The organism is Vibrio sp. FE10 (assembly GCF_030297155.1).
Taxonomy (GTDB): domain Bacteria; phylum Pseudomonadota; class Gammaproteobacteria; order Enterobacterales; family Vibrionaceae; genus Vibrio; species Vibrio apostichopi.
The window spans coordinates 3,219,440-3,245,781 of sequence record NZ_AP028067.1; the positions used below are offsets into that span (position 1 = coordinate 3,219,440).

Consider the following 26,342-nt stretch of genomic DNA (forward strand, 5'->3'; position numbering starts at 1 on the left):
TTAAAACGCTACTGTCCAGCCTAAAGTTGACCTGAATCATAGAACACAATGTGAATTAACCGTGATTTAACAAATGAAATTTAAAACAGCAACCAAATTGGTCTTACCATTTACAGGGGTAATACTTTTGGGGAGGTTTCGTGCTAGAAAGTTTCAGGATAAAAATGAATTGTTTCAGAAAGATTAGCGCCACTTGATTAAAAATCGAACCAAGCGCACATTTAAGGTGGAAATTCTGTTCATAAGTTTTAATAAATGGGTGTTTGATAAGCTCGTCACACTCTCGATTTATTGATGCTCACCGTCCGACCACTTCCTTTACAAAAGCACAACAAAAATTCACAAACAATTATGCTCATCGTTGATTATCTAGAGCCCTTCAATGAGCAGAGTCTTGTTGTGAATTCGGATTTAGAAGCTCAGTTGACCTTGATATTTCTTCCAATCAAAAACCAAACCGGGGTCAGTTTTTCGTAGCGGGGCGATGTATTGGTGGCCAGTGATACGCTGACGAGTAATCTGCGGGAAGTTCGACACCAATGTCTCCGTCAATTGAGCCAGAGACTGATATTGCTGCTCGGTATAAGCAACAAAGTCACTGCCTTCCAATTCAATGCCAATAGAGTAATCATTGCACCTTTCGCGGCCAGCGAAGCTCGATTGGCCCGCATGCCAAGCTCGGTCTAAGAAAGAAACGAACTGCACCACTTCCCCATCACGACGAATCAAGCAATGCGCCGAAACGCCCATTTGGTGAATCACCTTAAAAAACGGATGCTCAGCGGAATCGAGTTTTCCCGTAAAAAACTGTTCGATGTAAGGCCCACCAAATTGACCCGGTGGCAAACTGATGTTGTGGACCACCAGCAAAGAGATATCGTCCCCCTTTGGCCTTGCATCAAAATAAGGGGAAGGTACATGCCGAGCGTTGCCATACCATCCGTTGGAGCTGATCGTCATCTTGGTCTCACTTTCTTTTCTGCTAGCACAATAAGATTGTGACCTTGCCCATAGAGCAGTCGCGCTAGCCTCTTTAATTTGAAGTTAAGCAAGAGTATCATTCCATTCCCACTCCCTTTCAAGATTAGATTTGCGATGAAAAACACACATAACAGCCACCAACGCCTTGATTACTTAAAAGAGCAACTGCCGCTAGAGATCACTCGCTCAGTCGCTGAGACCATCAAAGAAGATCTAGGCGGAACGTTAGATCCAGCGGCTGATATCACGGCAAGTCTAATCCCAGCAGACGCAATCAACAGCGCAACCATCATTACACGTGAGCACGGTGTGTTCTGTGGTAAAGCTTGGGCTGACGAAGTGTTTAAGCAATTGGGCGGTGAAGTCACTATCGAGTGGAACGTAGAAGATGGCGACAAGGTTGAACCAAACCAAACGCTTTGTTCGTTAACAGGCCCAGCACGCGCACTATTAACCGGTGAGCGTAATGCCATGAACTTCATTCAAACACTATCGGGTTGTGCGACTACAACAGCCATCTACGCTGACAAAATCAAGCATACAGAATGCCGCCTGTTAGACACTCGCAAAACGATTCCAGGCCTACGTAGCGCACTAAAATACGCAGTGGCTTGTGGTGGTGGTTTCAACCACCGTATTGGCGTTTTTGATGCTTACCTAATCAAAGAAAACCACATCATCGCATGTGGCGGTATCGAGAAAGCAATCTCTACAGCAAAAGAGCTTAACCCAGGTAAACCTGTGGAAGTAGAAACAGAAAGCCTAGCAGAACTAGAACAAGCGATCAGCGCAGGTGCAGACATCATCATGCTAGACAACTTCACCACAGACATGATGCGTGAAGCCGTTAAAATCAACGCAGGTCGTGCAGCATTAGAGAACTCCGGTAACATCACTCTAGACACTATCGCAGAGTTCGCTGAAACAGGTGTTGATTACATCTCGGTTGGTGCACTTACTAAGCATTTAAAAGCGATGGATTTATCAATGAGATTCAAAGCTTAATTTACTGAAATATAAATAACTTATTCATAAAGGCACGGTTAACTACCGTGCCTTTTTTATTGCTTAAATTATCAGTATTTCAATCACTTATTTAAGTTGATCGCATAATTTTGCGTTCCATATGAAACGCCACACTAATAAATACCAAACCACTCGCGACCACACCTGAATACCATTCCACTTCCCCATTCCGACTTCTATTCTCTCAATCAACCAGTGCTTGCGCTGAAACAAACTAAACAATGGAATAGAACAATGAATAACAAAAATAGAAGAACAAATCAGAAAGGCTTTACGCTGATTGAATTGATGATTGTGGTAGCGATTATTGGCGCTCTATCAGCGATCGCGATACCCGCATACAAAGATTACGTAGCAAAAAGTGAAGTTGCAGCAGCAGTAGCAACTATGAAAGCTTTACTCACGCCGGCAGAACTAACCTATCAAGAAAAAGGGAAATTAGCAGCTAACACTGATTTAGGTGACTTGGGCATCTCCGCAGGTTCTAATGTATTAGGAACTATTAGTGTACCAACCGACAACGATATTAAATTCCTGTTCGGATCAAAAAGTGCGATATCCAACGCCTACATCACATACTCTAGAACCGACACTGGCTGGACATGTGCTGTAGTCTCAGGTGGCGTAAGTAGCTTACCAACCATTGATAGTTGCTCATAAGTGCTCACCAACCTCCCAACCGTTCTACGTCAGGCTAACCTTCTTAGCCTGGCTCAAGAACAAGCCGTTGCGGAACATGTACATGCTTCAGGTGTTTCTACCCCTGAAGCTTTGCTCGCTCTAGACATCTTCACTAGCGAGAGTCTCGCGCATAACATTCAGGCCATCTTCGGTCTGCCACCGGTGCAACTCGCCAATACTGACTACGAAGTCTTATGCGACCAATTAGGGCTTCGCGAGCTGATCACTAAATATCACGCTATTCCGATTTCAGTATCTAGTTCGACTCTCACTCTCGCCTCAGCTGATCCAACCGACTTACAAGCAGAAGATGATTTCCGATTCGCGACCGGATTGCAGATAGAACTCGTTGTCGCTAACTACTCTGAATTAGAAGGCGCAATACGAAAGCTGTATGGACGTTCGATTTCCGGGCAAGACTCCAAGCGTAAAGAGATCACCCAAGATGAACTCGCCAACCTGGTTGAAGTCTCTGATGATGAGATGACTTCAATTGAAGATCTCAGCCAAGACGATTCTCCTGTTAGCCGTTTTATCAATCAAATACTGGTTGATGCGGTGCGTAAAGGTGCATCGGATATCCACTTTGAACCTTATGAAGAACGCTTCCGAGTACGACTGCGCTGTGATGGTATCCTTGTTGAAATACAACAACCCGCTTCCCACCTAAGTCGCCGTTTATCAGCTCGCTTAAAGATCCTCGCCAAGCTGGATATCGCTGAGCGTCGCTTACCTCAAGATGGTCGTATCAAGTTGCGTTTAAATGACGAACTCGCGATTGATATGCGGGTTTCTACGCTGCCAACATTATGGGGAGAAAAGATCGTTCTGCGTCTTTTAGATAGCAGCGCGGCCAATCTAGATATCGATAAGTTGGGTTACAGCGAAGATCAAAAAGCACTCTATCTCAATGCATTGAAACGCCCACAAGGTATGATCTTGATGACCGGACCAACCGGCAGTGGGAAAACCGTTTCTCTCTATACTGGCCTTCGAGTGCTTAACACCACTGAGCGCAACATCTCAACAGCTGAAGATCCTGTCGAAATCAATCTATGTGGGATCAATCAAGTTCAAGTCGCACCCAAAATCGGTTTTGGATTTGCTGAAGCATTGCGATCATTTTTACGACAAGATCCCGATGTGGTCATGGTCGGTGAGATCCGCGATTTAGAAACCGCAGAGATCGCGATCAAAGCATCGCAAACCGGACACCTCGTTCTTTCGACACTGCATACCAACTCCGCTGCAGAAACCGTGACTCGACTCGCTCACATGGGCATTGAACCCTTTAATCTTGCTTCATCACTAAGCCTGATTATCGCCCAACGACTGGCAAGACGATTGTGTAACCACTGTAAAGCCGCTGACGACTCTCCGGACATATTTCTGCGCCACTCTATCCCTAACAGCCAAACGATCTACAAAGCCAATCCACAAGGGTGTAATGAATGTAACCAGGGATACTCTGGGCGAGTGGGGATTTATGAAGTTATGCCGTTTAGCGATCAATTAAAAAACAGCCTGATCGACAAACCGAACGCGTTAGCCATTGAAAACTTGGCGCGCCGAGAAGGCATGCGAACACTACAAGAATCAGGGCTAGATAAATTGTTGGAAGGCACCACCAGCTATCAAGAACTACAACGTGTTCTGTACCTATAATCCACGGAGCGAGAATGAGTAGTAAAACCAAACAATCACAACTAAAAAACTACCATTGGAAGGGAATAAACAGCTCCGGAAAGAAAGTATCAGGGCAAACCTTGGCATTGACGGAATTAGAGGTGCGAGAAAAGCTCAAAGACCAGCATATCCAAATTAAGAAAATCAAAAAGAAGAGCATCTCAGCACTGACTCGTTTAACACACCGAGTTAAGGCCAAAGACATCACAGTACTAACTCGGCAACTCGCAACGATGTTAGCAACGGGTGTTCCTATCGTGCAGGCCATCAAGTTAGTCTCAGACAACCATCGCAAAGCTGAAATGAAGTCTATCTTGTCGCATATCTGTAAAGGCGTAGAAGCAGGCACTCCGATTTCAAAAGCCATGCGCACCGCAAGCCGTCACTTTGATGATCTGTATACCGACTTAGTTGCGACAGGAGAACTCTCAGGAAACCTAGCGCAAGTCTTTGAACGTTTGGCGACATACCGTGAAAAAAGTGAGCAACTAAAATCTAAAGTTATAAAGGCTCTCATCTACCCAGCAATGGTTGTTGCGGTCGCCCTTACCGTTTCCTACTTAATGCTAACCATGGTCATCCCGGAGTTTGAATCGATGTTTTCTGGTTTTGGAGCAGACTTACCTTGGTTCACTCAGCAAGTGCTTTATCTTTCCCACTGGATGCAGGCCTACAGTTTCTATACTGCTATTGGTATTGGTTTATTAATTCTGTCCGTTCAGCAACTGCGTCAGCGATCTTACTCGATTCGACTTTCAACCAGTCGTCTTGGTTTACGCTTTCCTATCTTAGGTGCTGTCATCACTAAGGCATCAATTGCCAAGTTCAGTCGGACGCTATCAACCAGTTTTAGTTCCGGGATTCCCATCTTAACAAGCCTGAAAACAACGGCTAAAACGGCGGGTAATCTGCATTATGAATCGGCAATCATCGAGGTTCACCGTGAGACTGCCGCAGGCATGCCGATGTACATTGCAATGCGCAATACCAACGCCTTCCCAGAGATGGTTTTGCAGATGGTGATGATTGGTGAAGAGTCAGGAAACCTTGATGATATGCTCAATAAAGTCGCTTCCATTTACGAGTTTGAAGTAGACAACACCGTCGATAACCTAGGTAAAATTCTCGAACCGCTGATTATTGTCTTTTTGGGTACCGTTGTTGGTGGGCTTGTTGTCGCGATGTACTTACCGATCTTTAATCTTATGAGTGTGTTAGGATAGCCAAAAGCAACTAAACACCCATGAGTAGCCAACCTCTACTCATATAGATCAAGTGGTAAAAGGACACTATGGAAGTATTTCACTACTATCCTTGGCTATTCCCCGTATTAGCTTTCATTTTTAGCCTTCTTATCGGCAGTTTTCTCAACGTCGTCATACACCGTTTACCGATTATGATGGAACGAGAATGGCAACAAGAGTGCTCGGAGTATTTCTCTCAATATAAAATTCCAGCGCCAGAGGGAAAGTTTAATCTCAGCATTCCTCGTTCTACCTGCCCAAAATGCCAAACCCAATTAAGGGTAATCGACAATATTCCTGTATTAAGCTGGCTGTTCTTAAAAGGCAAATGCCATAGCTGTGATAATCCAATCAGTGCTCGCTACCCTTTGGTCGAACTGCTTACCGCAATCCTTTGTACCGTAGTCGCTAGTCATTTTGGTTTCAGTTACTACGCCATCGCCCTGATCTTTTTCACCTTTGCATTGATTACCGCAACCTTTATCGATCTCGATACCATGCTGCTGCCAGATCAAATTACTCTACCTTTAGTTTGGTCTGGTATTGCTTTAGCTCTGTTTAACGTCAGCCCAGTATCGCTTCAAGATTCAGTGATTGGTGCAATGGCTGGCTACCTAGCCCTATGGTCCGTTTATTGGCTGTTCAAGCTACTAACGGGCAAAGAAGGCATGGGTTACGGCGACTTCAAGCTTTTGGCTGCGCTTGGCGCATGGCTTGGCTGGCAGCACCTACCAATGATCATTCTTTTGTCGTCGCTGGTCGGTTTGGTTTTCGGCTTGATTCAACTTCGCTTGAAACAACAAGGCATAGATAAAGCCTTCCCATTTGGTCCTTACCTAGCGATTGCTGGTTGGGTAAGCCTATTGTGGGGCAATGACATCATGGGTTGGTATTTCACTTCTGTGCTAGGGATTTAATCATGGCAATCATTATCGGATTAAGTGGTGGTATCGCCAGTGGCAAAACCACGGTAGCCAACCTATTCAATGAGCATTTCAATATTGATATTGTCGATGCTGATATCGTGGCACGTGAAGTGGTGGCATTGGGCAGCGAAGGCCTAAAGCAGATCGCTACTCATTTTGGTGAAGACATATTGATCGAAGATGGGACACTAAACCGAGCTAAACTGCGCGAAGTGATCTTCTCTGAACCCACCGAAAAACAGTGGCTCAATGATCTTCTTCATCCAATGATCCGCAACAAAATTGACAGTGACCTGTCTAAAGTCACATCCCCTTATGCTTTATTAGTTGCACCGCTATTGGTTGAAAACCAAATGCAAGGTATGGCCGATCGCGTTTTAATCGTTGATGTGCCTACAGAAGTGCAAATAGAACGCACAATGAGTCGTGACAATGTTTCGAAGGAACAGGTTGCCGCAATTTTAAAATCACAAGCTTCAAGAGAACAGCGCTTAGCAGTTGCAGATGACGTGATTAAAAACCATACTAAAAACCAAGAACTTTTGCCTCAAATCACAGATTTACATCAAAAGTATCTGGCAATCAGTACAGTAGATGGGTCAGAATAGAACTATGTTGAATGAAGGTTTGCTTGATGATCACCCATAAATTTGAACATCCTCTAAATGAGAAAACAAGAATCTACTTAAGAGTTGAATCACTCTTGAGGCAGCTCCACCTGTCTTCTACATTTTCGGATGCTCAACAGTATCAACTCTTTTTCCGTTCAATCTTTGATCTGATTGAAATATTCGAACAGATCCAACTTAAGAGTGAACTGGCGAAAGACATTGAGAAACAACGTGTAACCTACAAGAGTTGGTTAGATGTTGAAGGTGTCGATCAAGAGATGCTAACGTCGTTACTCAATGATATTGGCAACATCTATCGCGAACTGATGCAGGCCGAACGTTTTGGGCAATCCCTAAAAGAAGACCGCTTCCTGAGTGCGATTCGTCAACGCTTTAATTTACCCGGTGGTTCGTGCTGCTTTGATTTACCCGCACTGCATTATTGGCTGCACCTACCTCTCGATAAAAAAATGAGAGATGCCAAAGCATGGATGGACAGCCTACAACCGCTGTATGAAGCGCTGACACTGTGGTTAAAGCTCACCAGAGAGACTGGTCACTTTAAAGAGCAAATCGCTCGTGCAGGCTTCTTCCAGAGCGATGCTGATGAAGCGAATATCCTTCGCCTTTCTATTCCAATGCAATACGGCGCCTACCCGATGATCTCGGGCCATAAGAACCGTTTTGCCGTTAAGTTCATGAGTTTTGAAACAGGCCAAGCCTGTACTCAAGATATCGAATTTGAATTGGCTATCTGCACCTAATTAATTTCCTTTTATAGTTTGGCTTGAGTCCTCACTCGAGCCTAAACTCTTTCTTACAATACCCTCTAATTAAGAATCAATATGTCGAAAAAAATCACCATCGTAAAATGCCCTCAATGTAATACCGACGTTGAATGGGGCGAGCAAAGCCCACATCGCCCGTTTTGCAGCAAGCAATGTCAGATGATTGATTTCGGTGAATGGGCAGACGAAGAGAACAGCATCGCTGGCGCACCAGACATGTCAGATAGCGATGGTTGGTCGGAAGACCCGCATTAAGCGAGTAGCGAGTAGCGAGTAGCGAGTAGCGAGTAGCGAGTAGCGAGTAGCGAGTAGCGAGTAGCGAGTAGCGAGTAGCGAGTAGCGAGTAGCGAGTAGCGAGTAGCGAGTAGCGAGTAGCGAGTAGCGAGTAGCGAGTAGCGAGTAGCGAGTAGCGAGTAGCGAGTAGCGAGTAGCGAGTAGCGAGTAAATTTTGAAGGGTTGACGTTTTACGTCAATCCTTTTTTATTGCCGGTAATAGGTTATTGGTAGAGATTCCCTACTCCTTCCTTCGTCAGTCTAGGGAATGACGGTTTTTGTAGGCTATTAAGTTCTATTTATCACTGCCGCCTTAAACGCAGCCCACTTCCAATAAATACCATCACCCGACTACGTGATTCCAGTTATCTATTCGTCATCCTCAAGAGCGAGGCGCAAGCGGGTTGGGGATCTCTTATCTACGATAACTCTAAATAGCAGGCACAAAAAAGCGGAGCCAAATGGCTCCGCTTTTATCGATAGAATGCAAAAAGAATTACTTCTTAGTAAGCTTCTCTTTAATACGAGCTGACTTACCAGAACGCTCACGTAGGTAGTACAACTTGGCACGACGTACTGCACCACGGCGTTTAACTTCGATGCTATCAACCATTGGAGAGTGAGTTTGGAACGCACGCTCTACACCTTCACCGTTCGAAATCTTACGAACTGTGAATGCAGAGTGAAGACCACGGTTACGAATAGCGATTACAACGCCTTCGAAAGCCTGTAGACGCTCACGGTCACCTTCTTTTACCTTAACCTTAACTACAACAGTGTCACCTGGTGCGAATTTAGGAAGGTCTGATTTTAGTTGCTCTTCTTCAAGAGCCTTGATGATGTTGCTCATTTGTATAAATTCCTAGAATAAACTGATACTAAATTTAATAGGTTACTGCTTGCTTTTCGTTAAGAGCGTTGCTCTTTAATGAATTCAGCCAGTAATTGTTCCTGTTCGTCAGTCAGAGCTAGGTTTTCCAGGAGTTCTGGTCTTCTTAGCCAAGTTCGGCCCAACGATTGTTTCAATCGCCAGCGACGAATGTCCTTATGGTTTCCAGACTTGAGTACCGAGGGCACATCTTTATCGTCTAGCACCTCAGGGCGCGTATAATGGGGACAATCTAGCAAACCATTTGCAAAAGAATCTTCTTCTGCTGAAGCGAAATCTCCAAGTACACCCGGAACAAACCGAGATACTGAATCAATCAACGTCATGGCTGGCAGTTCACCACCCGTCATCACAAAATCTCCAATCGACCATTCTTCGTCGACTTCAGATTGAATGATGCGCTCATCTACCCCTTCATAGCGACCACAAATAAGAAGCAAGTTCTCGTTCGTTGCCAGCTCTTCAACACCTTGTTGGTCGAGTTTACGACCTTGAGGTGAAAGGTAGATAACCTTCGTCTTTCCCGGTGCTGCCTGTTTGGCTGTTTGGATAGCGTCGCGCAAAGGCTGAACCATCATTAACATGCCAGGACCACCACCGTAAGGTCTGTCATCAACAGTGCGATGTTTATCATGAGTGAAATCACGAGGATTCCATGTCTCAATAGATAAAAGACCTTTTTTAACCGCTTGACCTGTTACTCCGAAATCAGTAACAGAACGGAACATTTCAGGAAACAGGCTAATTACGCCAACCCACATGTGTTCTCTCGCTCTGTAATTTGGAGTTAGAATCCAGGATCCCAGTCAACTTCGATCCGGCGAGCTTCGCGATCAACTTTCTTGATCACTTGCTCTTCAAGGTACGGGATTAACCGTTCCTTTTGGCCAAAAGCATCTTTAAGATTTGCTTTGATTACTAGAACATCGTTCGAGCCAGTTTCTAATAGGTCAGTAACCTCACCAAGGTTGTAACCTTTAGTGGTAAAAACTTGCATACCGAACAATTCGCGCCAGTAGAATTCATCTTCTGACAATTCAGGTAATGAAGCAGGGTCAATAGCAATTTCAAAGTTGGTCATCAGTTGCGCGTCTTCACGTACATCTAATCCCGCTAGCTTACATACATAGCCTTGGCCATGACGTTTCCAGCTTTCAACTTTATACTCAACCCACTCGCCCTTTAGCTTTAAATACCAAGGACTGTAATCAAATATGCTTTCAGCATTGTCTGTGTAGGAGAACACTTTAAGCCAGCCACGAATACCATAGGTAGACCCAAGTTTACCCATAACAATTCTTTCGTTTTGCTCGCTCATCGTTTCTTTACCCTTCATCGACATAAGCTATTTCTCTTTTTAAAAAAGAATTAAGCCGCTTTTTGAGCGTCTTTAACTAGCTTAGCTACGCGGTCAGATAGAGATGCGCCTTGACCAACCCAGTGGTTAACACGATCTAGGTCTAGACGTAGACCTTCTTCTTGACCTTGAGCAGTAGGGTTAAAGAAACCTACTTTCTCGATGAAACGGCCAGTTACAGAGTTACGGCTATCCGCAACTACGATTTGATAAAATGGGCGCTTCTTTGCACCGTGACGTGCCAAACGAATGGTTACCATGTCGTCCTCTTTGCTTTCTTAATAAAATAATTAACCCCAAGTATAAGTAAATAGCTTGGGGTCTCGTGCCAAATTAAAGCCCCGGAATTTTACTCTTATTCCGGTGCAATGCAAGGGCTTTAGCTATTTTTTCACCAACATAGCCACCGTACACTTTCTGTGACACGGCTAACACTATGAAAAGTAACGTAGCTAAAGCTTACATTTGTAGATTATCGGCCAAACGGGTTAAAACCACCACCCATTCCGCCCATACCTCCACCGCCGCCCATCATGCCCTGCATGTTGCGCATCATGCCTTTCATTCCACCCTTCTGCATTTTCTTCATCATCTTCTGCATTTGAGTGAACTGTTTCAGCATACGGTTTACATCTTGTACTTGAGTGCCAGAACCTGCAGCAATACGCTTCTTGCGTGAGCCTTTGATTAGGTCAGGACGTTGGCGCTCTTTCATTGTCATAGAGTTGATGATCGCTTCCATTTGCTTGAACATCTTATCATCAACTTTATCTTTTACGTTGTCCGGCAGCTGAGACATGCCTGGAAGCTTATCCATCATGCCCATCATGCCGCCCATGTTCTGCATTTGTCCTAGCTGTTCACGGAAGTCTTCAAGGTCAAAGCCTTTCTTCTCTTTGAACTTCTTAGCCAGTTTCTCTGCTTTCTCGGTATCAACGTTTTTCTGTAGGTCTTCAATAAGAGACAGTACGTCGCCCATACCAAGGATACGAGAAGCAACACGATCTGGGTGGAACGGTTCTAGTGCGTCAGTTTTTTCACCAACACCCAAGAATTTAATCGGTTTACCTGTGATATGACGAACAGATAGTGCAGCACCACCACGCGCATCACCATCCACTTTCGTTAAGATAACACCAGTAAGTGGTAGCGTATCGCCAAAGGCTTTTGCAGTATTCGCAGCATCTTGACCTGTCATTGCATCAACAACGAACAGTGTCTCTACTGGGTTAATTGCAGTATGAAGCTCTTTGATCTCGCCCATCATCTCTTCATCGATAGCCAAACGACCGGCAGTATCGACAATGAGTACGTCGTAGAATTTCTTCTTCGCGTGGTCGATTGCAGCGTTTGCAATATCAAGAGGCTTTTGATCAGCTGAAGATGGGAAGAAGTCGACACCAACATCGCTTGCTAAGGTTTCAAGCTGTTTGATCGCCGCTGGACGGTAAACGTCGGCAGACACAACCAAAACTTTCTTCTTGTCACGTTCAGTCAGGAGCTTAGATAGCTTACCTACCGATGTGGTTTTACCCGCACCTTGTAGACCCGCCATTAAGATAACTGCTGGCGGTTGTGCAGCTAGGTCAAGAGCCTCGTTGGACTCGCCCATCACAGCTTCAAGTTCAGCTTGAACGATCTTAATGAATTCTTGGCCAGGTGTTAGAGATTTAGATACCTCAACACCCACAGCGCCTTCTTTTACGCGCTTAACAAAATCACGGACAACTGGCAGTGCAACGTCGGCTTCAAGTAGCGCCATACGTACTTCACGCAGCGTCTCTTTAATATTGTCTTCGGTCAGGCGACCTTTACCGCTGATATTCTTCAGCGTTTTGGATAGACGATCCGTTAAATTATCAAACATAGTTTTCTCTTCGCTCAATCCTGCGACTATTACTGTGAGTATACATTAGCGTGGATTAGAGTCATACCCGTTGTAGAGCGTTAATCATCCACGCTTGTGATGTGAGACATTGTTCCCTTGGAATTGAGTGAGGTTCACCATAGCCCCAAAGAGCGATGCAAGGTATAATTCGTCAATTAGTAATCATTTAAATGGATACCATGGACAGTCTTATTGCGATCGCAGCAGCCTTTCTTTATACAATGGCGATTTCCACGATCATTCCAGGTCTCGTGCACCAAACAGGAATCCGTGTAAAAACGGTGTTTATCAGCGCATTACTTGCTTTAGCTTTCCATGCTTGGTTGCTTGGCGATTTAATCTTTAATGCCAGTGGCCAAAACCTCAGTATCTTGAACGTTGCTTCATTGATCAGTTTAATCATCTCTTTGGTGATGAGCGGTGCTATGCTCAAAACCCGATTGTGGTTCATCTTGCCCGTCGTTTATAGCTTCGCTGCGCTTAACTTGATGGCTGCCACTTTTCTTCCGAGCACCTTCATCAAACATCTAGAGAATGACCCAAAACTGCTTGTGCACATCTCTTTGGCGCTCTTCTCATACGCGACACTGACTATCGGCGCGCTATATGCTCTGCAACTCGCGTGGCTCGATCACAAACTTAAAAAGAAAAAAGCGTTAGTAATAAACCCTAACCTACCTCCATTAATGATGGTGGAAAGACAACTTTTCAAGATCATTCTTATCGGTAATGGTTTATTAACGGGTACCTTGCTGACTGGCCTTATCTTCGTACAAGATATGTTTGCTCAAGGAAAGGCGCACAAAGCCGTGTTGTCTTTTATTGCTTGGGTTATCTACTCCATCCTTCTTTGGGGTCATTATCAAAAAGGTTGGCGTGGACAAAAAGTCACTTGGTTCGCCCTTGCGGGTGCCAGTATGCTCACATTAGCCTACTTCGGTAGCCGCTTCGTTCAGGAAATCATCCTGAATTAGTCTGTAAAATAAAGGCAAGGTCTCACACACCTTGCCTTTAAAATATTGAGTCCGTTAGATTCAATTGACATCTCGACCATGTTCGGTCATAAATTAATCAAGATACACAAATAGGAAAAGAATAGTTTTGGACGACATATCAACGGGTATCTTATTTGCGCTACTCGCGTGTCTCATCGTAATTTCTGGTTATTTCTCTGGTTCTGAAACGGGCATGATGTCCCTGAACCGCTACCGTTTAAAGCACTTAGCCAGTACGGGCCATAAAGGTGCCAAACGCGTAGAAAAACTTCTGAGTCGCCCAGACAGATTGATCGGCCTCATTCTCATCGGCAACAATCTCGTCAACATTCTTGCATCTGCGATCGCTACGATTCTTGGTATGCGTATCTATGGGGATATCGGCGTTGCAATCGCAACCGGAGCCCTGACCCTAGTGATCCTCGTATTTGCTGAGGTTACTCCAAAAACCATCGCCTCACTTTTCCCAGAACGAGTGTCTTACGCCAGCAGTATTCTATTAATGATACTGATGAAGGTGCTGTCTCCACTGGTTATCTTGGTTAACTTTATTACTAACGGCTTCATTCGTATCCTAGGTGTCAAAGCCAGCCATGATGCGACCGACCACTTGAGCTCAGAAGAGCTTAGAACCGTAGTAAATGAAGCGGGAACCCTGATACCTCAGCGTCACCAAGATATGTTGGTGTCTATTCTAGATTTAGAGCACGTCACCGTGAATGACATCATGGTGCCGCGTAATGAGATCACCGGCATCGACATCAATGATGACTGGAAGTCTATCGTCCGTCAGCTAACCCACTCTCCTCATGGTCGTGTCGTGCTATACCGCGATCAGATAGATGAAGTGGTTGGTATGTTGAGGCTGCGTGAAGCTTATCGCTTGATGCTTGAAAAGAACGAGTTCAATAAAGAGACACTGCTGCGTGCCGCAGATGAAATCTACTTTATTCCTGAAGCGACGCCACTCAATATTCAACTGCTTAAATTCCAACGCAACAAACAGCGTATTGGCTTGATCGTCGATGAGTATGGCGATATCAACGGCTTGGTCACGCTAGAAGATATTCTTGAAGAGATCGTGGGCGAATTTACGACTTCTATTGCACCGAGCTTATCTGAAGAGATCACACCACAAAGTGATGGTAGCTTCTTGATTGAAGGCAGCGCCAATATCCGAGATATTAACAAAGGCTTGCAGTGGAAATTGCCAACTGACGGCCCAAGAACACTCAATGGCCTGATATTAGAACATCTAGAAGATATCCCAGAAAGTCACCTCAGTGTTGAGGTTGCCAGCCACCCGATGGAAATCGTTGAACTCGAAGAGAACCGCATCAAACTAGTGCGCGTGTTTCCACAGGTAGCCAACGGGTAATCGCGACTCGACGAAAAACAAAAGGCCCGGTTCATTGAACCGGGCCTTTTAGTATCTAACTCTTTTAGTATCTAGCTCGCTCTGCCTCTAGAGTGAAATGTATCTAGAGGCAGAGCGTATTCAAAGTGAACTAACAATGACTAGTCGATTTTAAGCTCTTGAAGCATCGACTCTGGCAATGCCAGTTCATCATTTTTGTTTACAGAGATACCAGCAGCAATGATCGCTTTGGCGATATCTTTCGCTTCATCCAAAGAGTGCATTGCCGCAGTACCACATTGGTATTCGTTCAGCTCAGGGATCTTATTTTGATTCTCAACTTTCAGCACATCTTGCATTGCAGCCAACCAACCGTCTGCCACTTGTTGCTCTGAAGGCGTACCAATTAGGCTCATGTAGAAACCAGTACGACAGCCCATAGGTGAAATATCGATGATCTCCACATCTGAACCGTTCAATTGATTACGCATGAATCCAGCGTATAGATGCTCTAGAGTATGGATACCTTTTTCAGATAGGATATCTTTGTTTGGTGCAGTAAAACGCAGGTCAAATACCGTGATGGTATCCCCTTTTGGGGTTTGCATTGTTTTCGCAACACGAACTGCCGGGGCGTTCATGCGTGTATGATCAACAGTAAAACTATCTAATAAAGGCATTGCTATTCTCCATGACGGTTGGCTTTAGAAAAACCAACTTCGATTGTCTTCTAGTTCTTTGCGGCACTGTTTAAGTTGCCAGCCATAATCTTTTGCTTGCTGTTCGACTTTGCGGGCCACCTTAATCAAAGATGGTTTGCTGTTATACGATTTACGCTTAAAACCACCGCGACCTTCATGATAAGCCAAGTACTGGTTATATGGGTCCCAAAGTGAAACCCCTAACTGACGACGCGTCTCGCTGGTGTACCAGCCAATAAACATCAGTGCATCGTCAAAGTTGGTTCTTGAACCACCATTGTTGGTTGCCTTCTGGAAATCTTCCCAAGCAGGATCTTGAGCTTGTGCATAACCATAAGCACTGCTCACACGACCCCATGGAATGAAACCCAGAATGTAATCTTTTGGTGGGCGCGCATCATGACGAAAGCTACTCTCTTGCTTAACAAAAGCCATCGCTACGTTGATCGGCGTTCCCCACTCTTCTTGCATATCTAACGCATCTTCGTACCACGAAGGGTGCTCTCTAAAGATACTACAGATGTTACTTTGCTCTTTAGGCGGTGGTGTTGCACAGCCAACCAACAGGCTAGAGACAACACCAACAGTCACTACGGGCAGCCACTTTCCACTTACACGAGTGGACAGGCCTAATAAGGCTTGCTTCCTTTCCACCGAAGTCTCGCTATGCTTTTAAATACGAAAAATAATCCGTTAAGAAGCTGTCAAAATCTTGTGTGCTTGCTTCTTCACTTTGTTGCTGAGCGATCATTGAGCGTTGAACTTCCGCTTCCATCAACTCAGCTGAGTAAACTTTATATTGGTGCGCTTTGTGTTGTTGAGCGTAGGTTTTTCCTAACGCACAAGCAACTTTACCCAAGCCACCTAATCTTTTGGTCTCTTCAAGTAGCTGACCTGAAATCGTCAATTCTGGGTTATCGATCCAAGTTTCAAGCGTATCGCATGTTTCTTGGTAAGCTCGACCACCTTGCTCTGCGTCCATCATTTCGGCAATAGAGCGTAGATCTTTGAAGACACGCTTCGCCCAGTCTTGTAGAGACAGTCTTTCTCCATCACAACCGATTTTCAGCTCTAAACCAACCTGACGACCTTCTAAGATCACCTTGTTCCAGTTATCGCGCCAGCATTCAAGTTCGCAGTTATCCATCTCAGCAGAGTCGGTTAACACACTCCAAGTTAGGAATAAATCTAAGAAGCGAACTTGTTGCTCATTGATACCAATTGAGCTGAATGGGTTTACGTCTAAAGAGCGAACCTCGATGTACTCAACACCAGCACGAGCCAGTGCTTCAGATGGCTTCTCACCACTTTTAGCAACACGCTTAGGACGAATTGGCGCATAAAGCTCGTTCTCGATTTGAAGAACGTTGCTATTTAACTGACGGTATTCACCATCAACTTTGGTACCAATTTCGGCAAACTCTTCCGATGGTGTGCGAATCGCTTGGTTCAATCCCTCTAGGTACTGGTCTAGGCTATTAAAGCCAATTTTCAATACACTTTGAGCACTGTTGGTGTAGCCAAGATCGCTCAGACGTAGTGCCGTTGCTTTTGGCAGATACAGCGTCTCGCCAATCTTTTCAAAAGGTAGCTTTGTCTCTCTTCCTTTGATGAAAGAAGGACATAGTGCAGGTGAAGCACCGAAGAAATAAGGAATTAACCAGCCAAAACGGTAATAATTACGAATCAAGCCAAAGTAAGCATCGGACTTGGATTCACAACGCACTTCTTCGGTTTGCTCTCCAAACAAGCTATCCCAAAAACTATCTGGGAAAGAGAAGTTGAAGTGAACTCCTGAAATAATCTGCATCAGGCTACCGTAACGACGTTTTAAGCCTTCACGATATAGCGTCTTCATCTTGCCGTTGTTAGAGGTGCCGTATTGCGCTAGCTGAATATAATCTTCACTGCCTACATAACAAGGCATAGAAAGCGGCCACATCTTTTCGCCATCTAACTTGGTTTGTGTGAAATGGTGGATATCAGACAACTGATTCAAAAGCGTCGGAACGTCGTTAGAAACAGGCGTAATAAACTCCAGTAGCGACTCAGAAAAATCGGTCGTTACCCATCCGTTCATCAACGCAGATCCCAAAGCCTTTGGGTGCGGCCCAGTCGCAAGATGCCCATCTTCCGTGTAGCGTAACGTTTCCCTTTCAACACCACGACCAAATTGAGAGAAGGTCTTAGGGTTGGTTGCAACTTGCTTTAGTCGCGCAGCAAAATCAGTCAAAATTCAGTTCACTTATCTTATATCGTTCTGATTAGAACTATCATAAATTAGGTCGGAGGAGAAAAATAGAGTCTTTTCCCTCCCCCTTTAATGTGTACTCTAACGAATGATTTCAAGCTCTTCTATTGGAATATCTAACTTTTCTAGTTGAGGACGAAGCGAAGCCGCGTCGCCAACAACAATTATTTGATAATCATTCGGGTCAAACCATTTCTTAGATAGCTCGTTTAATGTCTCTTTTGAGACTGTTTCAACTATCTGATTACGTTGTTGTAGGTAATCTTCATCAAGGCTCAGCGCAACAATATTACTCAACAATCCAGCCTTTTGACTTGGTGTTTCGTATTTAAGCGCATCTTGTTGACCGACGGCAAGGCGCATAAATTTCACCTCTTCGTCAGTTAATCCACTTTGACTAAATTCATTCAGCTCAGAGATAAACTCTTGAATCGATGGAACCGTCGCATTGGCTCTTACTTGAGCACTGAATACTACCGCACCAGTTTCACGCGTACTGGCGAAGTAACCACTCGCACCGTAAGTGTAGGCTTTGTCCTCACGCAGGTTCTGGTTGATACGACTATTGAAGTTACCCGCTAAATTGAAGTTAGCCAACTGGCTCAAATACAACTCACCGGTCGCATCAAAAGGTAAACCTTTACGCACCAAACGAACAATACTTTGCGGCGCACCCGGTTTATCCACTAAATACAGATGCTGTCCTGAAAGCTCTTTGATGATCTGCGGACGCGTTAGTGGTGCCGCATCGCCTTGCCACTGTTCAAAGAATTGTAGCTGTTTCCCCACCTCTTTCTTCGAGATGTCTCCCACAACAACAAGATTGGCACCTTCTGGTGTGTAATGTTGGCCATAGAATTTTTTCACGTCATCTAAGGTCAGTTGCGATAGAGACGCTTTCGTGCCATCGCTGGCTCTAGCAAAAATACTGTCACCAAATAGCACTTCACGGGTTGCTTGAGAAGCCATCCAGCTTGGTTGTTGGTGCTGATAGACAACGCCTTCAAGCATCTGCTTCTTAACCCGTTCGAAGTCTTGCTCATCAAACTTAGGTTCAAACAGAACCTCTTGCACGATCGCTAACGTTTGAGGCAGGTTTTTCTCTAGCGTTGAAACCGAGATATCCGTGGTATAACTTCCGGCGCTAATGCTGACACTGCTGCCAAGCTTATCTAAGGTTGCCTGTAGCTCTTCAACCGTTCGCTTCGTCGAACCTTCTTCCATCATAGAAGCCGTTAAGTTCGCTAAGCCTTCTTGTCCTTTACGAACATAGCGTTCGCCTGCAGGCAGTTGAATTTGTAGCTGTACTGTCGGCGTTTCACTGGTCACAGTACCAATCAAGTCAGTGCCGTTCGCAAAGTGCATGCGATACAGTTCAGGCATGGTCGCTTCAACACCAAAGTTCACTTCTGGCATCACGCTGCGATCAAATGTGTTCGGTGCTTTTCTGAAATCAAGCTGATCTTCAGTGACCTTGGCATATTCAGGTAACGTGCGAGCTGGAGTGGTGAATGTAGCTTCACGAACCGCGAGATCGAGCTGCTTCTTAGGAACAACACTCAAGGTAACCTTATGCTTACCCTCGATGAAATCTTGATAAGCCTTGCTGACGCTTTCTGGTGTTACCGCTCGGATTTGATCGAGTTGCGATTCAATACGATCCGGTTGACCATAGAAGGTCTGATTCGAAGCCAGTTGTGACACTTTCCCTTTCACACTTTGCAGAGCGAAAACCGCATCCGCTTCAGCCATACCGGTAATTTGGTCTAAGCGCTCTTGTTCAACACCCTCTTTCGAGAACTGCTCTAAGGTATCCATCAACTCTTTGTTAAGAACCGTCAAATCACCTTTTTTACCAGAGTCGCCCATCGCATAAACATACATGGTACAAGCCAATTCAGCACAGTCATGGAAGGAACCTGCACTCACCGCTTTTTGCGTCTTAACCAAGTTTTGATATAGGTAACTGTTGGTACCAGAACCTAAAACATTAGACAGTGCATTTAGCGAAGCTTGTGTTTCTTCACCACGATACGTCGTTGGCCAACCGACCAGTACCATCGGCTGACGAATATTATCTTTTAGGGTGATGTACTTATCTTCAGTCAGCACTGCAGGTTGTTTCTCAGCAGCCTTAACTTCAGGGCCTTGAGGGATTGGACCAAAGTACTTGTTAACCCACTCTAGCGTGTCATCAACATCGATATCACCACCGATAGTCAACACAGCATTATTGGGGCCATACCAGCGTAGGAAGAAGGCTTTAAGATCATTCACATCCACACGGTCTAAGTCTTCAACATAACCGATTGGTTGCCACGAATACGGGTGCCCTTCAGGGTAAAGCGCTTCACCCATGCGTTCCCACATTAAGCCATAAGGGCGATTTTCGTAGCTTTGTGCTCGCTCGTTCTTAACCGTGCCTCTTTGCACTTCAAATTTCTTCTGAGAAACCGCATCCAACAAGAAGCCCATACGATCCGATTCCAACCACAACATTTTCTCAAGTTGATTAGAAGGAACGGTTTCAAAGTAGTTGGTACGGTCACGGTTGGTGGTGCCGTTTAACGAGCCACCAGCCTCGGTAATGATCTTAAAGTGCTGTTGGTCACCGACGTTTTCAGAGCCTTGGAACATCATGTGCTCAAAGAAGTGAGCAAAGCCTGACTTACCAATCTGCTCACGTGCAGAACCTACGTGATAAGTAACATCAACATGCACCAGTGGATCGGAATCGTCAGGAGAAAGAATAACGGTCAGGCCATTTTCAAGCTGATATTTCGCATACGGAATCACGACTTTATCTTTAGAAGGCTTAACTTCTTCTAATAAAGTGACACCTTCAGGTAGCGAAGAAAAGAAGGGTGTTGAGCTAGGTACATTGTAAGAACAGCCAGCAATGGCGATAAGAGAAAATGTACCAAGTAAAACCTTTTTCATAGGTTCTCCTTAGAAAAAACCGAAGTAGATAGCAGCAAGTAAGCTGTAGCGAGCGGCTTTGCCAATCGCTATCAAAATAACGCTAGGGATAAATTTCATTCTCAGCCAGCCTGCAGCCAGACACAAAGGATCACCAATGATGGGTAACCAACTAAATAACAATGTCCAGTAACCATAACGGCTCAGCCAAGCCATAGCCTTATGACCATGCTTTTCAGATTGAGTTCGATTAGGCAACCACAAACCAATCCAATAGTTGGTCAGGCCGCCTAAGGTATTACCAAGTGTCGCCAGCAGAATGATCGATGATGTTGAGAACTGATCCAAGCTCAATGCCGCAACCAGGCTTGCTTCTGAACCGCCGGGCAATAACGTGGCGCTCAAGAAGCCACTGATGAAAAGCACCCACAGCGCTGAGTCAGAGAACCACAGCGCTATGTTTTCAAACAGAGAATTAAAAAACTCTAGCACTGCCTATCAACCTTCTTGCATTTTAAGTAGTACCTTGCCTCTGGTATGTCCGGTTTCAACCTGTAGATGAGCTGACTGCGCTTCGTCTAACTGGTAGATACCTTGAATTTCTGTTTTGAGCAAACCGACACTGACCATGTACAGCATGGTGTCCATTTGCTCTGGGTTTGGCTCAACCAGCATACCTGACGCAGTAAAGCCTAATAATGTTGCTTTTTCGCAGATCAATTCAGCAGATAAAGTTGGGACTGTCACAACTCTTGCGCCATCTTTTAGACACTTCAATGCATCGAGAGCGGTGTCGCCACCAACCAAATCAATCAGCACATCAACATCAGATACTCTTTCTGATGCTGGCGCAAACTTATAGTTAATCGCATGAGCGCCCAGCGTTGCTAAGTAATCAAGATTCGCTTCGCTACAAGTGGTGTAAACCTCGGCTTTCGCTGCCACCGCGATTTGAACCGCTAGATGACCAACGCCGCCTGCACCCGCTAAGATGAGTACACGGTCGCCCTCTTTCACTTCAGCCTTGTTGAGTGCCTGTGCTGCCGTTTGACTGGCTAGTGGTAATGCCGCAGCCGCTTCTAGAGTGACCGAATCAGGAACCATGCTTAATGCAGCCTCTGGAACACACACATATTGGCTGTAACCGCCGCCTTGTAATGGGAAGCCAATAAAGCCGGCTACGTTATCACCAACAGTAAAACGCTCTGCCTGTTCGCCTAGCGTGACAATTTGCCCTGAAATGTCGTAACCAGGCACCCAAGGAAGGTTATCTTTGTTCTGTGCTGCAGCCCAACCAAGGCCAGCACGGGTTTTGACATCAATCGGATTAATGCCTGAAAAAGAAACTTTAACCACGACCTCCCCGGCTTTAGGCTCAGGAATAGCACTGGTTTGAATACTTAGGTTTTCGACGCCGCCGAATTGAGTAATCGCAATCTGTTTGTTTTCCATTTCCACATTTCCTTGATTGATAAAAGCCCTAGTGAGCAAACACCCTAATTGATAAAAAGAAAGGGATGCGAAAGCATCCCTTTGACTATAAACCATTTAATAAGGCGAAGTTAACCGCTCATTCGTAAATTGACGACCAATTAACGTAACGATACATGACCCAGCAGTTCATTAGCCGACTAGCGCTAATAGAATACCGGCGGCAACCGCACTACCAAGTACACCTGCCACGTTCGGCCCCATCGCATGCATCAACAAGAAATTCTGAGGGTTTGCCTCAAGACCGACCTTGTTTACAACACGAGCTGCCATCGGAACCGCTGATACACCAGCTGCGCCAATCAATGGGTTAATATCTTCTTTAGAGAAGCGATTAAGTAGCTTAGCCATTAATACGCCACCCGCCGTACCGATACTGAACGCCACCGCACCTAAACCTAAAATACCCAGTGTCTCTAAGTTCAAGAACGTATCCGCTTGAAGCTTAGAACCAACACCTAGACCTAGGAAAATAGTCACGACGTTAATCAGTTCGTTTTGAGCTGTTTTTGAAAGACGATCAACCACACCCGCTTCACGCATTAAGTTACCTAAACAGAACATACCCACTAGAGGTGTTGCTGAAGGTAGGAACAGAATCGTCATCAGTAGTACAGCAAGCGGGAAAAGGATCTTCTCAGCTTTACCAACGTGACGTAACTGCGCCATTTTAATCTTACGTTCTTCAGGCGTCGTTAACGCTTTCATGATTGGCGGCTGAATAATAGGAACCAACGCCATGTAGCTATAAGCCGCTACCGCAATGGCACCTAATAAATCAGGAGACAACTTACTCGCCAAGAAGATCGCGGTTGGGCCATCGGCACCACCAATGATCGCAATCGAAGAAGCATCGGCCATCGAGAATTCCATTCCTGGAACATAGTTCAGCAAGATCGCGCCAAATAGCGTTGCGAAGATACCAAACTGAGCCGCAGCTCCTAGCCATAACGTTTTAGGGTTCGCAATCAACGCACCGAAGTCCGTCATTGCACCAACACCCATAAAGATCAGCAGTGGGAAAATACCCGTTTCAATACCAATGTAGTAAACGTAATAAAGCAAACCACCAGGATCAGTAAACCCAGCATTTGGAATATTTGCTAATACGGCACCAAAACCAATCGGTAATAGAAGTAACGGTTCAAATCCTTTACGAATTGCCAAAAACAACAGTAAGCAACCGACCAACATCATACAGATCTGGCCGAACTCAAAGTTAGCAATACCTGTTTCAGACCATAAGGTCATCAATCCTTCCATGGGACTCCCTTACGCTAAGCTTAGTAGTGGAGCGCCTACAGTAACTGCATCGCCTTCTTTAACATTCAACTCTTGAACGATACCACCACGAGCAGCACGAACTTCCGTTTCCATCTTCATCGCTTCCAAGATCAGTAGCACATCACCTTCAGCCACCTCAGCGCCCGGCTGAACGATAACTTTGAAGATATTGCCCGCTAACGGAGCTGGAACGGCTTCTGCATCAGAAGCCGCAGCTGGTGCTGCTTGAGCCGCTTGTGCTGGTTTTGCTGATGGAGATACCGATGTCAGTTCACCTTGAGGGCCAACTTCAACATCATAAACCTGCCCGTCAACCTTCACGCTGTAGCTTTCAATACTACCAGAAGCTTGTACCGGAGCTGCCGCAACTGGAGCTGCCGTTTCTGCAGTCGGTGCAGGTTCAAATGCTTCAGGATTACGACGGTTCTTAAGGAACTTAAGGCCGACTTGTGGGAAGAGTGCGTAAGTTAGTACATCATCAACGGTATCTTCAGCGAGTGAAATGCCATCTGATTTCGCTTTTTCTAAAAGGTCCGTCGTTAACGTATCCATTTCAGACTTAAGTAAATCAGCAGGACGACATGTGATTGGCTCAGCACCATCTAGCACTTTCGCTTGCAGTTCAGCATCAACCTCAGCAGGAGCTTGACCGTACTCGCCTTTCAACAGACCCGCAGTCTCTTTAGTGATGCTCTTATAGCGCTCACCCGTTAGAACGTTGATAACCGCTTGAGTACCGACGATTTGAGAAGTAGGTGTTACCAAAGGAATGTAACCTAATTCTTTACGTACGCGAGGGATCTCTTCAAGCACTTCGTCCATACGATCGGCTGCGCCTTGCTCTTTAAGCTGACCTTCCATGTTGGTTAACATGCCGCCAGGAACTTGAGCAATCAAGATGCGAGAATCCACACCTTTTAACTGACCTTCCCATTTCGCGTACTTTTTACGTACATCACGGAAGTAAGCCGCGATGGGTTCGATCTGATCAAGCTTAAGATTGGTGTCGCGCTCTGTGCCTTCCAACATAGCAACAACCGTTTCGGTTGGCGTATGGCCGTAAGTGCAGCTCATAGAAGAGATTGCGGTGTCTAGAATATCAATGCCAGCCTCAACAGCTTTAACGGCTGTAGCGGTTGAGAGACCCGTTGTCGCATGGCTGTGCAGCGCTAGAGGTACATCACAAGACGCTTTGATGCGAGTGATTAGCTCTTCCGCTTCATAAGGCTTTAATAAACCTGACATATCTTTGATACATAGTGAATGACAGCCTAGGTCTTCCAAGCGCTTAGCAAGATCAACCCACGTATCTGAGTTGTGTACTGGGCTGGTTGTGTAAGACAACGTACCTTGAGCGTGGCCGCCAACATCAATCGTTGCTTTCACTGCCGTTTCAAAGTTACGAACATCATTCATCGCATCAAAAATACGGAATACGTCCATGCCGTTCTTATGGGCACGTTCAACAAACTTTTCAACTACGTCATCCGCGTAGTGGCGGTAACCTAATAAATTTTGACCACGCAGTAGCATCTGCATTGGTGTGTTTGGCATCGCTTTTTTCAGCTCACGCAAACGCTCCCACGGATCTTCTCCAAGAAAACGGATACACGAATCAAACGTCGCGCCACCCCAAGTCTCTAAAGACCAGTAACCGACTTTATCCAGTTCTGCCGCAATAGGCAGCATATCTTCGATACGCATACGTGTAGCAAATAGTGACTGGTGCGCGTCACGAAGTACCACATCAGTGATAGCTAGTGGTTTAGACATGCTCATAAACTCCTTTTTAATCCTTTAAATGCTACTTAGCAGTAGACGCACGGTATTGGTGAACCGCGGCCGAAATTGCTGCCACTACCTGTGGACTAACAGCAGAAGGGTTTGATTGTGATTTTTTAATTTTTTTAGGTGCTGCGATCGGTTCAGGTACTTCTTCTGGTACCAGTTTTGACATCAACCGAACGAGGTAAACTAGAATAGTTAGGAAAATAAAGACAACGGACATTCCCGTTATCATTAGAGTTGCTGCATCTCCTAGCAGGCTTCCAATATTAGTCATGTTGCTTCCTTTCTTCGTCATCCTGACATAGGTGCAGGATTTCAGCGAATAGTGATCCCGACCCATGGATTATCTCGATTGGTAAAAGTTTGTCAATTTTGTTTAAGGTTCTGTTACGGATAACGCACACATAAGGTTAATTATTCGCCTATCAGATCACATAAATCTGTCAAATGAGTCATTTTTAGATATTTAAACTGTGACTTAAACGGGGCTTTTCGGAGAAATGATATGAGAAAGGTGGAATAATAAAGAAGCAATCAAGAATTACTTTAAATACAACAAGTTAAAAAACCGTAAATTTAACATTGTTGCAACAAATTTACAGCGGGCATAAAAAAAGCCTCGTAAAAACGAGGCTTTCTCTAATAATGTGGTGCGCCCTGGAGGATTCGAACCTCCGACCGCCTGGTTCGTAGCCAGGTACTCTATCCAGCTGAGCTAAGGGCGCAACGGTTTCGATATTGAGCATAAAGTTAAAACTAAACATTCAACATCAGGATTAATAAAAACCCTAAATAGTGGTGCGCCCTGGAGGATTCGAACCTCCGACCGCCTGGTTCGTAGCCAGGTACTCTATCCAGCTGAGCTAAGGGCGCAACGGTTTCGATATTGAGCATAAAGCTAAGACAATAAAGCCAAACTAAACATTCAACATCAGGATTAATGAAAACCCTAAATAGTGGTGCGCCCTGGAGGATTCGAACCTCCGACCGCCTGGTTCGTAGCCAGGTACTCTATCCAGCTGAGCTAAGGGCGCAACGGTTTCGATATTGAACTGTTAGTTAAGGCAATAAAGCAGTTAAAACTAAACATTCAACATCAGGATTAATGAAAACCCTAAATAGTGGTGCGCCCTGGAGGATTCGAACCTCCGACCGCCTGGTTCGTAGCCAGGTACTCTATCCAGCTGAGCTAAGGGCGCAACGGTT

Annotated in this window: 25 protein-coding genes and 4 tRNA genes; 10 read left to right on the top strand and 19 right to left on the bottom strand. The window is 45.2% G+C overall.

Annotated elements, in window-relative coordinates; genetic code table 11:
* Window positions 1-411 precede the first annotated feature (411 nt).
* Window positions 412-960 (bottom strand): 1,6-anhydro-N-acetylmuramyl-L-alanine amidase AmpD, encoded by a 549-nt coding sequence (gene ampD, locus QUF19_RS14220; protein ID WP_286294724.1) that lies wholly within the window; start codon window positions 958-960, stop codon window positions 412-414.
* A 135-nt stretch (window positions 961-1,095) separates the two neighbouring features.
* Between ampD and nadC the strand changes: the two genes are divergently transcribed.
* The 8 genes from nadC (at window position 1,096) to yacG (ending at window position 8,198) form a co-directional block, all read left to right on the top strand.
* Window positions 1,096-1,986, top strand: coding sequence for a carboxylating nicotinate-nucleotide diphosphorylase (gene nadC, locus QUF19_RS14225; protein ID WP_102437684.1), 891 nt, complete (start codon window positions 1,096-1,098; stop codon window positions 1,984-1,986).
* 255 nt (window positions 1,987-2,241) lie between these two features.
* Window positions 2,242-2,667: a pilin gene (locus QUF19_RS14230; protein WP_286294725.1), complete on the top strand. Its 426-nt coding sequence runs from the start codon at window positions 2,242-2,244 to the stop codon at window positions 2,665-2,667.
* The gene (pilB, locus tag QUF19_RS14235; protein ID WP_286294726.1) at window positions 2,668-4,353 is read left to right on the top strand and encodes a type IV-A pilus assembly ATPase PilB; all 1,686 of its coding nucleotides are present in this window, start codon (window positions 2,668-2,670) and stop codon (window positions 4,351-4,353) included. It begins immediately after the preceding gene.
* Between the two features lie 14 nt (window positions 4,354-4,367).
* Window positions 4,368-5,597: a type II secretion system F family protein gene (locus tag QUF19_RS14240; protein ID WP_286294727.1), complete on the top strand. Its 1,230-nt coding sequence runs from the start codon at window positions 4,368-4,370 to the stop codon at window positions 5,595-5,597.
* A 68-nt stretch (window positions 5,598-5,665) separates the two neighbouring features.
* Window positions 5,666-6,535: a prepilin peptidase gene (locus QUF19_RS14245; RefSeq protein WP_286294728.1), complete on the top strand. Its 870-nt coding sequence runs from the start codon at window positions 5,666-5,668 to the stop codon at window positions 6,533-6,535.
* Between the two features lie 2 nt (window positions 6,536-6,537).
* Window positions 6,538-7,152 carry a dephospho-CoA kinase gene (gene coaE / locus QUF19_RS14250; protein ID WP_286294730.1) on the top strand — a complete coding sequence of 205 codons (615 nt, stop codon included), beginning with the start codon at window positions 6,538-6,540 and terminating at the stop codon, window positions 7,150-7,152.
* A 26-nt stretch (window positions 7,153-7,178) separates the two neighbouring features.
* Complete coding sequence (gene zapD / locus QUF19_RS14255) at window positions 7,179-7,919, top strand: cell division protein ZapD (protein WP_017108712.1); 741 nt, start codon at window positions 7,179-7,181, stop codon at window positions 7,917-7,919.
* 81 nt (window positions 7,920-8,000) lie between these two features.
* A complete protein-coding gene (yacG, locus tag QUF19_RS14260) occupies window positions 8,001-8,198 on the top strand; it encodes a DNA gyrase inhibitor YacG (RefSeq protein WP_017056605.1) in 198 nt (65 codons plus the stop codon).
* A gap of 514 nt (window positions 8,199-8,712) precedes the next feature.
* Here yacG and rplS read toward each other — a convergent pair.
* From rplS to ffh, 5 genes are all read right to left on the bottom strand, one after another.
* A complete protein-coding gene (rplS, locus tag QUF19_RS14265; protein WP_009847607.1) occupies window positions 8,713-9,066 on the bottom strand; it encodes a 50S ribosomal protein L19 in 354 nt (117 codons plus the stop codon).
* 59 nt (window positions 9,067-9,125) lie between these two features.
* Complete coding sequence (gene trmD / locus QUF19_RS14270; RefSeq protein ID WP_065110800.1) at window positions 9,126-9,866, bottom strand: tRNA (guanosine(37)-N1)-methyltransferase TrmD; 741 nt, start codon at window positions 9,864-9,866, stop codon at window positions 9,126-9,128.
* 26 nt (window positions 9,867-9,892) lie between these two features.
* Window positions 9,893-10,447, bottom strand: a complete 555-nt coding sequence (gene rimM, locus QUF19_RS14275; protein WP_009847609.1) for a ribosome maturation factor RimM — start codon at window positions 10,445-10,447, stop codon at window positions 9,893-9,895.
* A gap of 26 nt (window positions 10,448-10,473) precedes the next feature.
* Window positions 10,474-10,722, bottom strand: coding sequence for a 30S ribosomal protein S16 (gene rpsP / locus QUF19_RS14280; protein WP_004735508.1), 249 nt, complete (start codon window positions 10,720-10,722; stop codon window positions 10,474-10,476).
* Between the two features lie 212 nt (window positions 10,723-10,934).
* A complete protein-coding gene (gene ffh / locus QUF19_RS14285; protein ID WP_029223244.1) occupies window positions 10,935-12,329 on the bottom strand; it encodes a signal recognition particle protein in 1,395 nt (464 codons plus the stop codon).
* Window positions 12,330-12,529: 200 nt separating this feature from the next.
* On the opposite strand from ffh, the gene QUF19_RS14290 reads away from it, so the two are divergent.
* Both QUF19_RS14290 and QUF19_RS14295 read left to right on the top strand, forming a co-directional pair.
* Window positions 12,530-13,324 carry a cytochrome C assembly family protein gene (locus QUF19_RS14290; protein WP_029223243.1) on the top strand — a complete coding sequence of 265 codons (795 nt, stop codon included), beginning with the start codon at window positions 12,530-12,532 and terminating at the stop codon, window positions 13,322-13,324.
* A 127-nt stretch (window positions 13,325-13,451) separates the two neighbouring features.
* Window positions 13,452-14,723, top strand: coding sequence for an HlyC/CorC family transporter (locus QUF19_RS14295; protein ID WP_102437670.1), 1,272 nt, complete (start codon window positions 13,452-13,454; stop codon window positions 14,721-14,723).
* A gap of 140 nt (window positions 14,724-14,863) precedes the next feature.
* Here QUF19_RS14295 and luxS read toward each other — a convergent pair whose 3' ends face one another.
* The 13 genes from luxS to QUF19_RS14360 all read right to left on the bottom strand — a co-directional run bounded on the left by luxS (window position 14,864) and on the right by QUF19_RS14360 (window position 26,335).
* Window positions 14,864-15,382: an S-ribosylhomocysteine lyase gene (gene luxS, locus QUF19_RS14300; protein ID WP_286294734.1), complete on the bottom strand. Its 519-nt coding sequence runs from the start codon at window positions 15,380-15,382 to the stop codon at window positions 14,864-14,866.
* Between the two features lie 24 nt (window positions 15,383-15,406).
* The gene (locus QUF19_RS14305) at window positions 15,407-16,057 is read right to left on the bottom strand and encodes a transglycosylase SLT domain-containing protein (protein ID WP_122053472.1); all 651 of its coding nucleotides are present in this window, start codon (window positions 16,055-16,057) and stop codon (window positions 15,407-15,409) included.
* 10 nt (window positions 16,058-16,067) lie between these two features.
* A complete protein-coding gene (gene gshA / locus QUF19_RS14310) occupies window positions 16,068-17,636 on the bottom strand; it encodes a glutamate--cysteine ligase (protein ID WP_286294735.1) in 1,569 nt (522 codons plus the stop codon).
* A 99-nt stretch (window positions 17,637-17,735) separates the two neighbouring features.
* The gene (locus QUF19_RS14315) at window positions 17,736-20,594 is read right to left on the bottom strand and encodes a M16 family metallopeptidase (protein WP_286294736.1); all 2,859 of its coding nucleotides are present in this window, start codon (window positions 20,592-20,594) and stop codon (window positions 17,736-17,738) included.
* A 9-nt stretch (window positions 20,595-20,603) separates the two neighbouring features.
* Window positions 20,604-21,065, bottom strand: coding sequence for a YqaA family protein (locus QUF19_RS14320; RefSeq protein WP_004735497.1), 462 nt, complete (start codon window positions 21,063-21,065; stop codon window positions 20,604-20,606).
* Between the two features lie 6 nt (window positions 21,066-21,071).
* Window positions 21,072-22,025 (bottom strand): NADP-dependent oxidoreductase, encoded by a 954-nt coding sequence (locus tag QUF19_RS14325; RefSeq protein WP_029222288.1) that lies wholly within the window; start codon window positions 22,023-22,025, stop codon window positions 21,072-21,074.
* 171 nt (window positions 22,026-22,196) lie between these two features.
* Entirely contained in the window at window positions 22,197-23,327 is a 1,131-nt protein-coding gene (locus QUF19_RS14330; RefSeq protein WP_004735495.1) for a sodium ion-translocating decarboxylase subunit beta, read from the bottom strand.
* 9 nt (window positions 23,328-23,336) lie between these two features.
* On the bottom strand, window positions 23,337-25,121 hold the full coding sequence (oadA, locus tag QUF19_RS14335) for a sodium-extruding oxaloacetate decarboxylase subunit alpha (RefSeq protein WP_286294738.1): 1,785 nt from the start codon (window positions 25,119-25,121) through the stop codon (window positions 23,337-23,339).
* Window positions 25,122-25,152: 31 nt separating this feature from the next.
* Entirely contained in the window at window positions 25,153-25,410 is a 258-nt protein-coding gene (locus QUF19_RS14340; protein WP_010435831.1) for an oxaloacetate decarboxylase subunit gamma, read from the bottom strand.
* 374 nt (window positions 25,411-25,784) lie between these two features.
* Window positions 25,785-25,861 (bottom strand) — tRNA-Arg (locus QUF19_RS14345).
* Window positions 25,862-25,932: 71 nt separating this feature from the next.
* A tRNA-Arg gene (locus tag QUF19_RS14350) sits at window positions 25,933-26,009 on the bottom strand.
* An 84-nt stretch (window positions 26,010-26,093) separates the two neighbouring features.
* Window positions 26,094-26,170, bottom strand: a tRNA-Arg gene (locus tag QUF19_RS14355).
* 88 nt (window positions 26,171-26,258) lie between these two features.
* Window positions 26,259-26,335 (bottom strand) — tRNA-Arg (locus QUF19_RS14360).
* Between the last annotated feature and the right edge of the window lie 7 nt (window positions 26,336-26,342).